General features: G+C 69.0%; 11 protein-coding genes. 5 read left to right on the top strand and 6 right to left on the bottom strand.

All coding sequences use genetic code 11. The features are described 5' to 3' along the window. Positions 1 to 119 precede the first annotated feature (119 nt). Together GR168_RS09005 and GR168_RS09000 are read left to right on the top strand one after the other, a co-directional pair. Positions 120 to 1,328: a sulfite reductase subunit alpha gene (locus GR168_RS09005; RefSeq protein WP_159370576.1), complete on the top strand. Its 1,209-nt coding sequence runs from the start codon at positions 120 to 122 to the stop codon at positions 1,326 to 1,328. Position 1,329: 1 nt separating this feature from the next. Continuing rightward, positions 1,330 to 2,262 (top strand): heme transporter, encoded by a 933-nt coding sequence (locus GR168_RS09000; RefSeq protein ID WP_068969913.1) that lies wholly within the window; start codon positions 1,330 to 1,332, stop codon positions 2,260 to 2,262. A gap of 374 nt (positions 2,263 to 2,636) precedes the next feature. On the opposite strand, the gene rho is transcribed toward GR168_RS09000, so the two are convergent. From rho to argS, 6 genes are all read right to left on the bottom strand, one after another. After that, entirely contained in the window at positions 2,637 to 4,742 is a 2,106-nt protein-coding gene (rho, locus tag GR168_RS08995; protein WP_159370575.1) for a transcription termination factor Rho, read from the bottom strand. Between the two features lie 337 nt (positions 4,743 to 5,079). Then, the gene (gene thrB, locus GR168_RS08990; RefSeq protein ID WP_068969915.1) at positions 5,080 to 6,051 is read right to left on the bottom strand and encodes a homoserine kinase; all 972 of its coding nucleotides are present in this window, start codon (positions 6,049 to 6,051) and stop codon (positions 5,080 to 5,082) included. Then, a complete protein-coding gene (thrC, locus tag GR168_RS08985; RefSeq protein ID WP_159370574.1) occupies positions 6,032 to 7,117 on the bottom strand; it encodes a threonine synthase in 1,086 nt (361 codons plus the stop codon). Before thrC ends, thrB begins: the two co-directional genes overlap by 20 nt. Then, positions 7,110 to 8,450 carry a homoserine dehydrogenase gene (locus tag GR168_RS08980; RefSeq protein ID WP_159370573.1) on the bottom strand — a complete coding sequence of 447 codons (1,341 nt, stop codon included), beginning with the start codon at positions 8,448 to 8,450 and terminating at the stop codon, positions 7,110 to 7,112. Before GR168_RS08980 ends, thrC begins: the two co-directional genes overlap by 8 nt. Continuing rightward, a complete protein-coding gene (lysA, locus tag GR168_RS08975) occupies positions 8,447 to 9,868 on the bottom strand; it encodes a diaminopimelate decarboxylase (protein WP_159370572.1) in 1,422 nt (473 codons plus the stop codon). Before lysA ends, GR168_RS08980 begins: the two co-directional genes overlap by 4 nt. Then, the gene (gene argS, locus GR168_RS08970) at positions 9,865 to 11,517 is read right to left on the bottom strand and encodes an arginine--tRNA ligase (protein WP_058252745.1); all 1,653 of its coding nucleotides are present in this window, start codon (positions 11,515 to 11,517) and stop codon (positions 9,865 to 9,867) included. The genes lysA and argS overlap by 4 nt, the downstream gene beginning before the upstream one ends. A 150-nt stretch (positions 11,518 to 11,667) precedes the next feature. Between argS and GR168_RS08965 the strand changes: the two genes are divergently transcribed. The 3 genes from GR168_RS08965 (at position 11,668) to GR168_RS08955 (ending at position 13,956) form a co-directional block, all read left to right on the top strand. After that, the gene (locus tag GR168_RS08965; RefSeq protein ID WP_159370571.1) at positions 11,668 to 12,492 is read left to right on the top strand and encodes a DUF3105 domain-containing protein; all 825 of its coding nucleotides are present in this window, start codon (positions 11,668 to 11,670) and stop codon (positions 12,490 to 12,492) included. Between the two features lie 75 nt (positions 12,493 to 12,567). Further along, positions 12,568 to 13,446, top strand: coding sequence for a DUF305 domain-containing protein (locus GR168_RS08960; RefSeq protein WP_159370570.1), 879 nt, complete (start codon positions 12,568 to 12,570; stop codon positions 13,444 to 13,446). Between the two features lie 81 nt (positions 13,447 to 13,527). Beyond that, a complete protein-coding gene (locus GR168_RS08955; protein ID WP_159370569.1) occupies positions 13,528 to 13,956 on the top strand; it encodes a methyltransferase domain-containing protein in 429 nt (142 codons plus the stop codon). Positions 13,957 to 14,211 lie beyond the last annotated feature (255 nt).

Genomic DNA, 14,211 nt, shown 5'->3' with positions numbered 1-14,211 from the left:
TCGCTACACGTGACGCAGATCGCGATCCTCGTAAGGGTTGCCTAAGTGTAGTACCGTGGCGTCGCCCGCCCTGTCGGCGGCACACGCTCCCCCGCACCTCGTCCCCGAAGGATTCCTCGATGTACGACGCCGCCTCCACCGGCAGCAGCCTCGCAGTCGACACCGCACGGACCTCCCCCGCCCGTCGTACCGGCAAGACGGCGCGATCGCCGTGGAACCGGCGCCATCCCTACCCGGCGACGGTCGTGCGGAACGAGCTCCTCTCCGGTCCCGGATCGGCCAAGGAGGTCCGGCATCTCGAACTCGATCTCGGCGACAGCGGCATCACCTACGAGCCCGGCGACGGCATCGGGATCGCTCCGACGAACGATCCCGCGTTGGTCGATCTCCTGCTCGCCCGGCTGCGCGCGGAGGGCGACGAGATCATCGCCGACCGCAAGGCGACCTACACCCTGCGCGAGGCACTGACCAGCAGGTACGAGATCGGCGCGCCGTCGAAGTACCTCGTCCGGGTCGTCGCCGAACGCACCGGACACCCCGAACTCGCCCGACTTCTCGACGCCGGTGACCCGCAGGCACTCGACGCGTGGCTCCACGGCCTCGACGTCCTCGATCTGGTGGATCTGGACCCGACCTTCACCCCGACTCCCGAGGAACTGCTCGAGGAGTTGAGTCCCCTCGCGCACCGCGAGTACTCGATCTCGTCGAGCCCGCGGGTCCACGGCGACACCGTCCACATCACGATGGCCACGGTGCGCTACCGCGTCGCCGACCGGGATCGCGGAGGTGTGTGCTCGACCCACCTGGCCGACCGCTGCGCGCCCGGCGACACCGTGCCCGTCTTCATCTCCCCGAACAAGAAGTTCCGGCTGCCCGCCGACGACGTCTCGGCCGTCATGATCGGCCCGGGCACCGGCATCGCCCCGTTCCGCGGTTTCCTGCACGAGCGGGCCGCGGCCGGCGCACCCGGCGGCAACTGGCTGTTCTTCGGTGACCAGCATCGCGGCCACGACTACCTCTATGCCGACGAGCTCGACCGGTTCGTCACCGACGGGCTTCTCGACCGGCTCGACCTAGCCTTCTCCCGCGATCAGGAACACAAGGTCTACGTCCAGGACCGGATGCGCGAACACGGCGGTGAGCTGTTCGCGTGGCTCGAGGCCGGCGCGCATCTGTACGTGTGCGGCGACGCCACGACGATGGCCGACGACGTCGATGCGGCGCTGCACGAGATCGTCGCCGAACACGGTGGTCTCGAGCCCGACCAGGCCGTGGCGTACGTCGATCGCCTGCGCGCGGAGAATCGCTACTCTCGCGACGTCTACTGAGATGACCCACTCCGCCGGGGACCATCCGCACGCCCGCAGCGATCTCGAGATCCTGCTGCGGACAGCCGGATTCGCGGGATCCTCGGTGAATCACGACGTCCCCGCGGTCGCCGCGCGCCTGCCCGGCCTGGCCCAGGTCGTCGGCGTGACCGTTGCCGGTCCGGTGATCATGAACGCGGTCGGCGTCCATGACCTCCCGACGGCCGTGGGCGGTCCGCTACGTGTCGACTCGCAGCAGATCGCACTGCGGCTCAACCCCTCTCGCTTGTCGTCGGCGTTGCTCAGCGATCCCGCCGCCCACGTTCCGCCGACCCTGCGACTGTTCGACCACCGCGGCAACACCGCTCACGCCACGTACCTGACGGAGAACTCCGACCGGCTGGCGTTCGAGGCGATGACCTGCACCGGCGCGGCCGCGGTCCTTGATGGGCCCTTCGTGGATTCGCCTGCGCCACAGTGCGTGGACCCGTCCGCCTCGATCGACGACGATCAGGTCGCACAATTCGACGCGGTACTCACCGACGGAGGTGTCGCCCGCCTGGCGGCCCTCCCCCATCTCGACTGCGCGCGTACCGTCCGCGTCGAGACACGTGCGGTGATCGCCGCACTCGAGCACGCAGCGGGACTGGGGATGACCGTGACCTTCGCGACGGCGGCGCCGGGATGCATCCAGATGCGCCAGGACCGTCTCGACGGAGCCCGCGAGCATCGGGGCCAGATGGTGCTGGCATCCGGCAGCACCCGCGTGATGATCAACTTCGACCTCGTCGGCGAATGCTGGGTGACGTGGCCCCGCGGGGTGTGGGACCGCACGGGATCACTCGAGATCTACAGCCGCGGAGGCGAGTGCGCGCTCATCGTGACCCAGACCGGGGCCGTCGCACCGCCGAGTGCGCAGGCGTGGCAACACCTGGCGGCCGACCTCGCCGGCTGAGAGGACACCGCGCGAGTCGCGCAACCCCGTCCGTCTCCCACCGCTCCCCAATCCGAGAGAAGCGAACCCCCATCGCTCGCTGATCCGAAGAGACTACAAAACCCCTGCTCCCTGAGGTGCGAGAAGCGCAAGCCGCCGGGCCGAGCAAGCGACGAAGGAGCGCGTCGAGGTCGACGAGTCACGAAGGGCTGGCGAGACACGTTGCTACACCCTTCGTGGCTCGCTTCGCTCGCACCTCAGGGAGCATGAGGTTCAGATGCTCGCGAGTGTTGTGTCGTAGTCCACGACGGCCGCCAGGCCGCAGTTCCCGAGGAGCGAAAACGACGAGCCACGAAGGTCCGGTGACCTTCGTGGCTCGTTTGCAGTCGCAGAACTCAGTCGTCGTTGTTCCCGCCCGGCGCGGTCTTCTGCACCGTCATCAGGAACTCGATGTTCGTCTTGGTCTTCTTGAGCTGACTGATCAGCAGGTCGATGGCCTGCTGCGAGTCGAGACCCGAGAGCACGCGACGCAGCTTGTGCACGATGGAGAATTCCTCCGGCGACAGCAGCAGCTCGTCCTTACGAGTACTCGACAGGTTGACGTCCACCGCCGGGAACACCCGGCGCTCGGAGATCTTGCGGTCGAGCTTGAGCTCGGCGTTGCCGGTGCCCTTGAACTCCTCGAAGATCACCGTGTCGCCGGTGGAGCCGGTCTCGACGAGCGCCGAGGCGATGATCGTCAGCGATCCGCCGTTCTCGATGTTGCGCGCCGCGCCGAGGAACCGCTTCGGCGGGTACAGCGCGGTCGAATCGACACCACCGGACAGGATCCGACCCGACGCGGGCGACGCGTTGTTGTACGCACGACCCAGACGGGTGATCGAGTCCAGCAGCACCACAACGTCTTTCCCGCTCTCGACGAGTCGCTTGGCGCGCTCGATCGCGAGCTCGGACACCGAGGTGTGGTCTGACGGCGGCCGATCGAAGGTCGAGGCGATGACCTCACCCCGCACCGAACGCTGCATGTCCGTGACCTCCTCGGGACGCTCGTCGACGAGGACGACCATGAGGTGGCATTCGGGATTGTTGGTCGCGATCGCGTTGGCGATGTCCTGCAGGATCGTCGTCTTACCGGCCTTCGGCGGCGACACGATCAGGGCGCGCTGCCCCTTGCCGATCGGCATGATCAGATCGATCACACGGGTGTCGAGTCGTTCGGGGGTGGTCTCCAGCCGCAGGCGCTGGTTCGGGTACAGCGGCGTGAGCTTGTTGAACTCGGGGCGACGCTTGGCCGTCTCGACGTCTCCGCCGTTGACGGTGTCCAGCCGCACCAGCGGGTTGAACTTCTGGCGCTGGTTCTGCTGGTCGCCCTCGCGCGGCACCTTGACCGCACCGGTGATCGCGTCGCCGCGTCGAAGTCCGTTCTTGCGGACCAGGTTCATCGAGACGTAGACGTCGTTCGGACCGGCGAGGTACCCCGAGGTGCGCACGAAGGCGTAGTTGTCGAGCACGTCGAGGATGCCGGCGACGGGCTGCAACACGTCATCGTCGGACACCTGCGGCTCGTTCGGGGTGTCGCGATTCTGGCCGCGACGACGCTCACGGAACCGGCGACCCCGACGGCGACCGCCGCCCTCGCCGTCGTCGTCCTGACCCCCGTCGCGGTTCTGGCCCCCGTCACGATTCTGATTTCCGTCGCGGTTCTGGTTGCCGTCGCGGTTCTGGTTGCCGTCGCGGTTCTGCTTGTCGCGATTCTGGCCCCCGTCGCGGTTCTGGCCCCCGTCGCGATTCTGGTTGTCGCGGTTCTGGTTGCGGTTGCGCCGAGTGCGCTGGTCGTTGCCGTCGGAGTCACCCGCGGCCTCGCCCGAGCCGTCACGGCCGCGGCGTCGCTCGCGTCCCGCACCGGTCTCCGACGAGTCGGTCTCGGAAGCGCTGCCGCCCTTGGGTGCATCCCCGGCCTGGGCCTCGGACTTCGCCGCGTCGGCGCCGTTCCGCGAGCCGTCGGCCTGGGTGGCAGCCGGGTTGTTCGTTGTTCCCGAAGCGTCGGCGTTCGCGGTCTCGGTGGACGACGCCTCGGCCGGTGCGTCCGCGGCAGCGGCCTTGCGGCCGGCGCCGCGCTGGGTGCGCGCGCCGCTCCGGGGGGCGTCGTTCTTCTCGGTCGTGTCCGCCCCGGTCGCGGCCGGGGAGTCGCCGATGGTCAGCTGGTCGTCGTTCGTCGCCGGCTTCGACGTGCCGGCCTTCGACCGGGCGGGAGCGCTCTTCGCGGCCGGGGCGTCGCCACCCGCTTGGCGCTCCTTGATCGCGGCGATCAGATCGCCCTTGCGCATCCCGGAGGTGCCCTTGATGCCGAGTTCACCGGCGACCGTCCGCAGTTCGCTGAGCACCATGCCGGACAGGCCGGTTCGTGCACGTGTCTTGGTGGCCGGTCGTCCCGAGTCGGGGCCGGCCGAACCCGCGGATTCCTGCTCGGCAGGTGCGGTGATCAGGTCCGTATCGGTCACGGAAGTCCTTTCGTTCCTCCCGCAGACGAGAACTGCGTGAGGTCTACGTTTCCCTGCTTCTGTGCGCTAGGGAGTCCGTCCGCGGTGGACGGTGAGAATGTGTGGTCCGCTGCGAGCGTGCCCGGAAACACCTGCGCTTCGGCACCGTCGACAGAGATCCATGACCCCGGCCCGGATACACAGCCGGTCATCTCCGATCGGTGAAGGATGAGAAGCGGCAGGACAAGCCTGCGCGGCTAGACCAGAATATGGTAACCCCGTTCGCATGATAGGGGCAACACGCCGGAAGCGCCAAATGAATGCGCTTTCACTCCGGCGGTCGTGCGGACGACGCCGATCAGCCGACGGTGATCTCGACGCCGCCGGCGACGGCGACCGACCGGGCGTCGAACCCGAGGCCCTGCGCCAGCTGACGGATCTCGGCGGGCACCGGCGCCGTACCGAGCACCAGGACGGTCGGTCCCGCTCCGGACACCGTCGCAGCATGTCCCCGAGCACGCAGCGCGCTGACCAGATCGTGCGTCGGCGCCATCGCCGACGCCCGGTACGGCTGGTGCAACCGATCCTGGGACGCGGCCATGAGGTTGCGCGGATCGGTGGTCAGCGCGACGACGGCGAGGGCCGACCGGCTCAGGTTGAACACGGCGTCGGCGCGCGGAACCGAATCCGGGAGCAGCCCGCGGGTGAACGACGTCGACGACTCGGTGTCGGGCACGAAGACCGTTGCGTAGATGTCGGGGTGCACCGGGAGACGGTGCGCGTGATACGAGGCGACGCCGTCGGCTGATTCGGTCCACGTGACGACCGCCGAGCCGAGCACGCTCGCGGCCGCGTTGTCGGGGTGACCCTCGAATTCGCTGGACAGTTGTACCAGTTCGTCGGCCGAGAGCCCCGGACCGAGGCCGGCGGCCGAGATCAGGCCCGACGCGGCGGCGAGACCCGACACCGCGGCGGCGGCGGACGAACCCAGACCCCGGGAATGCGGGATCCGGTTGACGCAGCGCAATGTCAGACCGGGGGCCCGCAGCCCGGCGTGTGCCAGTCCGTGCGTGAGCGCCCGCACCACGAGGTGCGAGTCGTCGCGGGGCACGGCGTCGGCGCCCTCACCCTCGACCTCGAGGGTGACGCCATCCGGGACCGTCTCGACGATCACCTCGTCGTAGATTCCGAGAGCTATTCCGAGACAGTCGAATCCGGGCCCCAGGTTGGCACTGGAGGCGGGCACGCGGACCCTCGTCGAGAGCCCTACCGGCACCGTTCCCGCAGCAGCCGCCGCGGACCCGGCCCCGTCAGCCGACACCGAGAGCATTCGCGACCGCCACCGGGTCCACCGGAATGGCCTCGACCGCCGGGATGCCCGCCAGCGCGGTGTCGGGGTCCTTCAGACCGTTGCCGGTGACCGTGCACACCACGGTCGAGCCCCGCTCGATCCAGCCGTCGGCACTCGCGGCGAGCAGGCCCGCGACGCTGGCGGCCGACGCCGGCTCGACGAACACGCCCTCCTTGCCGGCGACGAGTCGGTAGGCCTCGAGCAGCTTCTCGTCGGTGGCCGCCAGGAACTGCCCGGTCGACTCGTCCTTCGCGGCGACGGCCTGGTTCCAGCTGGCCGGGGAACCGATGCGGATGGCGGTGGCGACGGTCTCCGGGTCCTTCACCGGCGCGCCGTTCACCAGCGGCGCGGCGCCCGCGGCCTGGACACCGAGCATGCGCGGCACCGACGACGAGACTCCGTCGGCGCGATACTCCTTGTAGCCCTTCCAGTACGCGGTGATGTTGCCCGCGTTCCCGACCGGCAGAGCGTGGACGTCGGGGGCACGGCCCAGCACGTCGACGATCTCGAAGGCGGCGGTCTTCTGACCCTCGATCCGCGCCGGGTTGACCGAGTTCACGAGTTCGATCTCGGTGAACTCGGCGGTCGCCTTGCGCGCGAGTTCGAGACAGTCGTCGAAGTTGCCCTCGACCTGGATGATCTTGGCGCCGTGCATGACCGCCTGAGCGAGCTTGCCCATCGCGATCTTGCCCTGCGGGATCAGGACGGCGCAGGTGATCCCGGCCCGGGTGGCGTATGCGGCGGCCGATGCCGAGGTGTTGCCCGTGGATGCGCACAGGACCGCGGTCTTGCCGTTGTTGACCGCGTTGCTGACGGCCATCGTCATGCCGCGGTCCTTGAACGAACCGGTGGGGTTGAGGCCCTCCACCTTGAGGTAGACCTCGCAACCGGTCAGCGACGACAGATGCGGCGCACTGATCAGCGGGGTGCCACCCTCGAGCAGCGTGACGACCTTCCAGTCGTCGGCGACGGGCAACCGCGACCGGTAGGCCTCGATGAGGCCCGGCCACGCGCGGTGCACAGGCGTAGAAGTCGCTTCAGTCATCGGTACCTTCCAATCGCAACACACTCGACACCTTGATGACGGCGTCCATGTCTTCAAGCGCCGCAACACAATCCGATTGAGCTCGGTCGGGGGCGCGGTGGGTGACCAGGATCAGGCGGGCGTCGTCGCCCGCGCCCTCCTGGCGCACCGCAGCGATGCTGACCGACCGCTTCGAGAACTCCCCCGCGACCTGCGCCAGCACGCCGGGCTTGTCGGCCACCCGCATCGAGACGTAATACCGCGTGAACACGTCGTCGATCGGGGCGACGGGCAGGGAGGCGTAGGTCGACTCGAGCGGTCCGCGCCCGCCGTGCACGCGGTTGCGGGCGGCCATGACCATGTCGCCGAGAACGGCCGATGCCGTCGGTGATCCCCCGGCACCCTGACCGTAGAACATCAGCCGCCCGGCGTTCTCGGCTTCCACGACGACGGCGTTGAACGCGCCGTTCACGGTCGCCAGCGGGTGGGTCAGCGGAATCAGCGCGGGGTACACGCGTGCCGAGATCCGTTGCGCGCCATTGGCGTCACGGACGCGCTCGCAGATCGAGAGCAGTTTGATCGTGCAGTCGAACTTCTTGGCCGCGATCAGGTCGGCGGACGTGACCGAGGAGATGCCCTCGCGGTGCACATCGGCCGCCGTGACCCGCGTGTGGAAGGCGATCGAGGCGAGGATCGCCGCCTTGGCCGCGGCGTCGTAGCCCTCGACGTCGGCCGTCGGATCGGCTTCGGCATATCCGAGGCGGCCGGCCTCGGCAAGGGTGTCGGCGTAGTCGGCGCCCGTCTCGTCCATCGCGGAGAGGATGAAGTTGGTGGTCCCGTTGACGATTCCGTTGACCCGCTCGACGGTGTCGCCGGCCAGGGACTGCATCAGCGGACGGATGACCGGGATGGCGCCGGCGACCGCGGCCTCGAAGTAGAGGTCCACCTTGGCATCCGCCGCGGCGGTCGCGAGTTCGCCGGTGTACTCGGCGAGGAGCGCCTTGTTCGCCGTCACCACCGACTTGCCGCTCTCGAGCGCCGACCGGATCAGACCGCGGGCCGGGTCGATGCCGCCCATCAACTCGACGACGATGTCGACGTCGTCGCGCGCGACGAGTGCCGCCGGGTCGTCGGTCAGGAGATCCTGCGCGATCTTGCGGGGACGGCCGAGATCCCGCACCGCGACGCCGCGGATCTCCACGGGAGCCCCGACGCGCGCCCGGAGGTCGTCGGCGTTGTCGGTGATGATGCGCACCACCTCGGCACCGACATTGCCCATGCCGAGCACCGCGACACCGATGGTGCGCGAGTCCGCATCGGTTGCGCCACTTGCGTTCTGCACGGATCCGGTCACAGGCCCACCTCCAGGCTGAGGAAGTCGTCGATGGTCTCCCGGCGCAGCAGCAGCCGGGCGTTCCCGTCGGCCACCGCCACCACGGGCGGTCTCATGGTCATGTTGTAGCGGCTCGACATCGAGTAGCAGTAGGCACCGGTGGCCGCCACCGCGATCAGGTCGCCGGGGCCGAGATCCTCCGGCAGCCAACAGTCCTTGATCACGATGTCGCCGCTCTCGCAATGCTTTCCCACCACCCGGCACACCACCGCACGGGCCTCCGACACCCGGGACACGAGCCGCACGTCGTATTCGGCGTCGTAGAGAACGGTGCGGATGTTGTCGCTCATGCCGCCGTCGACGGAGACGTAGCGTCGTACGGCGCCGCCGCCCAGTGCGACGTCCTTCACGGTGCCGACGCGATACAGCGTGATCGTGCCGGGACCGGCGATGGCGCGGCCCGGTTCGACGGCGATGGTCGGCATGGGCAGCCCGAGTGCTGCCGACTCCCGCTCGACGATCGCCGCGAGCGTCTCCGCCACCTTCTGCACCGGCAGCGGGCGTTCCTCAGGGAGGTACGAGATCCCCAGTCCGCCACCGAGATCGACGACCGACATCTGCGCGGTCTTCTCGACACCGAACTCGCCGACGACGTCGCGGAGCAGTCCGAGCACCCGGTGGGCGGCCAGCTCGAATCCGTCCATGTCGAAGATCTGCGACCCGATGTGGCTGTGCAGACCCACGAGCCTGAGGTTGTCGGTCGCGAAGACCCGCCGGATGGCTCCCATCGCGATCCCACCGGCGAGGGAGAATCCGAACTTCTGGTCCTCGTGTGCGGTCGAGATGAACTCGTGGGTGTGCGCCTCGACACCGACGGTCACGCGCACCAGCACGTCGGCGACGACACCGCGTTCGCCGGCGATCGCGTCGAGCCGATCGATCTCGATCATCGAGTCGAGGACGACGTGCCCGATTCCGGCGTCGACCGCAGCGCGCAGCTCGTCGACGCTCTTGTTGTTGCCGTGCAGTGCGATTCGCTCCGGCGGGAAACCGGCGCGCAGTGCGATGGCGAGTTCACCACCGCTGCAGACGTCCAGGGACAGCCCCTCGTCGTCGACCCAGCGCGCGATCTCGGTGCTCAGGAACGCCTTCGACGCGTAGTGCACTCGCCCGTACGGGCCGAACGCCGCCATCATGTCCCGGCAGCGCGACCGGAAGTCGGCCTCGTCCACGACGAACGCCGGCGTCCCGAACTCTTCGGCGAGCTGACTCACCGGCACGCCGGCCAACCGCAGCTCGCCCGATTCGTCGCGGGATGCGTTGCGCGGCCACACCTGTGCGGGGATCTCGGCGAGCACGGCCGGGTCGTTCGGACGCTCGGCGAGATGGGGCGCGGCCAGCAGTTCGGCGTGCCGGGGGCCGGCGGGGTGGGCGTTCACATCTGCTCCGGCGCGGTGACGCCGACGAGACCCAGCCCGTTGGCCAGGACCTGACGGGTGGCCTCGCACAGGGCGAGCCGGGCCCGGTGGATGTCCGCCGGTTTCTCGTCACCCTGCGGCAGGACACGGCACTTGGCATAGAACCGGTGGTAGGTGCCGGCGAGGACCTCGAGGTAGCGACAGACCCGGTGCGGCTCGCGCAACGTGGCGGCGGTCGCGACGACATCGTCGAAATCGCCGATGGTGCGGATCAATTCGCCCTCGGCGGGATCGTCGAGCAGGTCCAGATGGTCCAGCGACGACACGACCCCGAGGTCAGCGGCGTTGCGGGCCAGTGCGGACATCCGCGCGTGGGCGTACTGCACGTAGTACACCGGGTTGTCGTTGGACTGTTTGGTGAGCAGGTCGAGATCGATGTCGATGTTGACGTCGACCGACGAGCGGATCAGCGAATAGCGCGCGCCGTCGACGCCGACGGCGTCGACGAGGTCGTCGAGCGTGATGACCGTGCCGGCACGCTTGCTCATACGAACCGGCGTGCCGTCGCGCACGAGGTTGACCATCTGGCCGATCAGCACCTCGACGGTGGCCGGGTCGTCGCCGAGCGCCGCCGCCGCGGCCTTGAGCCGGCTGATGTACCCGTGGTGATCGGCGCCGAGCATGTAGATGCAGAGGTTGAAGCCGCGGTTGCGCTTGTCACGGTAGTAGGCGATGTCGCCCGCGATGTAGGCGGCGTTGCCGTCGCTCTTGAGGACCACACGGTCCTTGTCGTCACCGAACTCGGTGGACCGCAGCCACCACGCGCCGTCCTTCTCGTACAGGTTGCCGTTGGCCTTGAGCTCGCCGATGCACTCGTCGACGAGGCCGGTGGCGAACATCTTGTCCTCATGGGTGAAGACGTCGAAGTCGGTGCCGAAGTCGTGGAGGCTCTGCTTGATGTGGGTGAACATCAGGTCCACCCCGACCGAACGGAACGTCTCGAGGCGGTCGGCGTCGGGCTGCGACAGCACCTCGGGGACCGTCTCGACGACCTTCGCGGCGATGTCGGCGATGTAATCGCCCGCGTAGCCGTCCTCCGGGGTCGGGTTGCCCAGTGCCGCGGCCTCCAGCGACCGGGCGAACCGGTCGATCTGGGCACCGTGGTCGTTGAAGTAGTACTCGCGCGTGACCGCACCACCGCGAGCGGCCAGCACGCGGCCGAGCGCGTCGCCGACGGCCGCCCAGCGGGTACCGCCCAGGTGGATCGGCCCGGTCGGATTGGCCGACACGAATTCGAGGTTGATGACCGAGCCGGCGAGTTCGTTTCCGCGGCCGTAGTCCGCACCCCGGGCCAGCACCGCCGCGACGACGGTGTTCTGCGCGGCGGCCCCGAGCCAGAGGTTCACGAACCCGGGACCGGCGATCTCGGCCTTCGCGACACCCTCGGCCGCGGCGAACGCCTCCGCGAGCCAGCCGGCGAGTTCCCGCGGGTTCACGCCGAGCCGCTTGCCCATCTGCAGGGCGACGTTGGTGGAATAGTCGCCGTGGTCAGCGTGACGGGGGCGCTCGACGACGATGGAGTCGGGCACCAGGTTCTCGTCCAGTCCGCGGTCGCGGACCACGGTCAGGGTCACGTCGCGCAGCAGCGCGGCCAGGTCGGCGGGAGTCACAGGACACCATCCTATTGGCCGCGGCCACTACACCCACAATCGCACCCTGCTCCACCCATCGGGCCCACCAGTACACTCGTGTGCGCCGAGCGCGGGTCGGGTCTGCCGCGGGTTCGCTCGGCCCCCGCAGTCGGATGAGGAAAGAAGTCAATGGCGCGCAAACCAGGGGCCAACGTCCCCAAGTCTCGCAAGCGAGCAGGATCCGTTCCCTCGGCGACGGGACGTCAGGTCGACTGGATGCTGATCGGCGCCGTCGTGGTGGTCATCGGCCTCATCGCCGGACTCGCGATCTACCTCGTCCCCAAGTTCAACGAGCGGCGCGCCGAACAGAAGGACGACTTCGCCGTGGAAACGGTGTCCGAGTTCGTGCCCTCACCGCAGAATCCCGATCCGTCGGTGAACATCCCGGGTGTGACGAAGCGCTACTACGAGGCCGCCCGGCACGTCACCGCGACCCAGCGGGTCGCCTACGACCAGTCGCCTCCGTTCGGCGGACCGCATGACGAGATCTGGGCGACCTGCACCGGCGTCGTCTACCCGAACCCGTTGCGGTCGGAGAACGCCGTCCACGCCCTCGAACACGGCGCGGTCTGGATCACCTACAACCCGGACACGATCTCACCGGAGGATCTCGACTACCTCAAGCAGCTCGTCCGCGGTGAGCAGTACCTGTTCGTCTCGCCCTACCCCGGACTCGACCAGCCGGTGTCGCTGCAGAGCTGGGGACACCAGCTCAAGCTCGAATCCGCCCGCGATCCGCGCGTCAACCAGTTCATCACCGCGTTGCGCCGCAACATGATGCCCGGTGTCTACCCGGAGAACCCGCAGACCGCCGCATACCCCGAGACCCAGGCCACCTGCACCGCCATCCCCGGGTTCGATCCGTCGAACCCCCCGCCGGCCGACGAGGGTGAGCCCGGCCCCGACGCCGTCCCGATGGATGGCGGCAGCGGCAACCCGCAGCCCGCGGGCTGACGCGGGTTCCCTCCGAGCAGCAGACCAGGTAACGGACCGGGCCGCACGCCCCGACGAGATCGGCGAGGACCAGCGATGACCGACAACAGCGACCGGCCCGAATCCCGGGACGAGACAACGACTCCCGAGGGCCCGGACGACACCGCCGAGCCGTCGTCGCGGCCTCGGATCCTGCTCGCCCTGGGCGGCGCCGCCCTCCTACTGTTCGGTCTCGGCCTTGGACTGCTGATCCAGGCGAGCCTCGCCGACGACTCCACCGGCGACGATTCCCCGGCTGCGAACTCGGCGGCCGTCGGCTTCGCGCAGGACATGACCCGCCACCACGAGCAGGGCGTGGAACTGGCCGCGATCGAACTCGAACACGGCACCGACCCCGAGGTGCGAAGCATGGCGTTCGACATCCTCACCGCCCAGAGCAATGAGATCGGCCAGATGCAGTCCTGGCTGACCCGTTGGGGTCAGCCCGTCACCAACCCCGGCGCGACCATGGCGTGGATGGGCCACGGCGGTTCCGAGGCCGACGGACACGACCACTCCGATCCCGCGGATCACTCCGCCGGCGGCCACGATCACGGCCACGGTGGTGACGGAAGTTCGGACCACGGGGACATGGACCACGGAGACATGGATCACGGGGACATGTCCGCACCCGCCTCAGGTGCCGCGGAATCCGACGCCGAACAGCCGCCGATGCCCGGGATGGCGACGTCGGCGGAGATGGAACAGTTCCGCGCGATGCGGGGTCCCGAGGTCGACATCCGGTTCCTCCAGCTGATGCTGCGTCACCACGAGGGCGGTCTGCACATGATGGAGTACGCGGCCGACCCGGCCAACGTCGAGCAGGCCTACGTCCGCGACCTGGCGTCGAGCATGAAGCGGACCCAGGACAAGGAGATCGCCATCATCACCCAGATGCTGGCCCTGCGTGGCGCACAACCACTTCCGCTGAACTGAGCGCCCCGCACGGCGGGCACGCCGGTGAGGTGAGCAAGTTCGGTCGGGCCACGCGGCACTCCCAACGGGGATGATGGCGGCATGCTCTCCGCACGACTCGCGGCCGCCGTCGACGCGTTGCCACTGGCCCCTGGTCTGCGCGTCCTCGAGATCGGCTGCGGGCCCGGGCCGGCAGCACGCGAGGTGGCGAGGCGGGTGGGACCCGACGGCTTCGTACTCGGCATCGATCGGTCGCCTCAAGCCGTGAACGCCGCCCGCCGGGCCGCGATCGCCGGCGGCTTCGGTCCGGACCGACTCGACTTCGACTGCAGCGCCATCGAGGACTTCGACCTCGGTGCGCGGATCCCGTTCGACGTGGCGTTCGCACTGCGGGTCGGCGCACTCGACGGGCGACACCCCGATCTCTACGACGCGGCCGTGCGGGCCGTGGCCCGGGCGCTGCGTCCGGGCGGAGTGCTGCTTGTCGACGGCGGTGATCCGTTGCGGCGCATCGAGTTGCCGGCGAGTTGAGGCAGATCAGCACCGCGTGCGCGTGGAACTGTGGCGATCACGCCGGGGCTGTGGCACGCTGCTGCCCAGCGCCGCGTGCCGGTGGCGGACCGCATCAGGCATGGAGGCGCCGGGAGAGCCGTACGTGTGAGGGAACATCCTCCGGGCTGCTCGGTTCAGCAATAGGTATCGGTATCCGATACCTATTGCTGAACGCGGCAGAAGCCGCCTGACAATGGCACATACCCCGCCAAGCCCACCTGTTCAGCGCGGAGG

The sequence above is a fragment of the Gordonia sp. JH63 genome (assembly GCF_009856645.1).
GTDB lineage: Bacteria > Actinomycetota > Actinomycetes > Mycobacteriales > Mycobacteriaceae > Gordonia > Gordonia hongkongensis.
The sequence above is the reverse complement of the archived record's forward strand: the minus strand, read 5'-3'. Positions and strand labels throughout refer to the sequence as shown.

Bases quoted from the DNA above. Each gene is read 5' to 3' on its own strand.
- thrC (WP_159370574.1), bottom strand. From the start codon at position 7,117: ATGACTGAAGCGACTTCTACGCCTGTGCACCGCGCGTGGCCGGGCCTC.
- thrB (WP_068969915.1), bottom strand. From the start codon at position 6,051: ATGCTCTCGGTGTCGGCTGACGGGGCCGGGTCCGCGGCGGCTGCTGCG.
- GR168_RS08965 (WP_159370571.1), top strand. From the start codon at position 11,668: ATGGCGCGCAAACCAGGGGCCAACGTCCCCAAGTCTCGCAAGCGAGCA.
- GR168_RS08955 (WP_159370569.1), top strand. From the start codon at position 13,528: ATGCTCTCCGCACGACTCGCGGCCGCCGTCGACGCGTTGCCACTGGCC.
- GR168_RS09005 (WP_159370576.1), top strand. From the start codon at position 120: ATGTACGACGCCGCCTCCACCGGCAGCAGCCTCGCAGTCGACACCGCA.
- GR168_RS09000 (WP_068969913.1), top strand. From the start codon at position 1,330: ATGACCCACTCCGCCGGGGACCATCCGCACGCCCGCAGCGATCTCGAG.
- GR168_RS08960 (WP_159370570.1), top strand. From the start codon at position 12,568: ATGACCGACAACAGCGACCGGCCCGAATCCCGGGACGAGACAACGACT.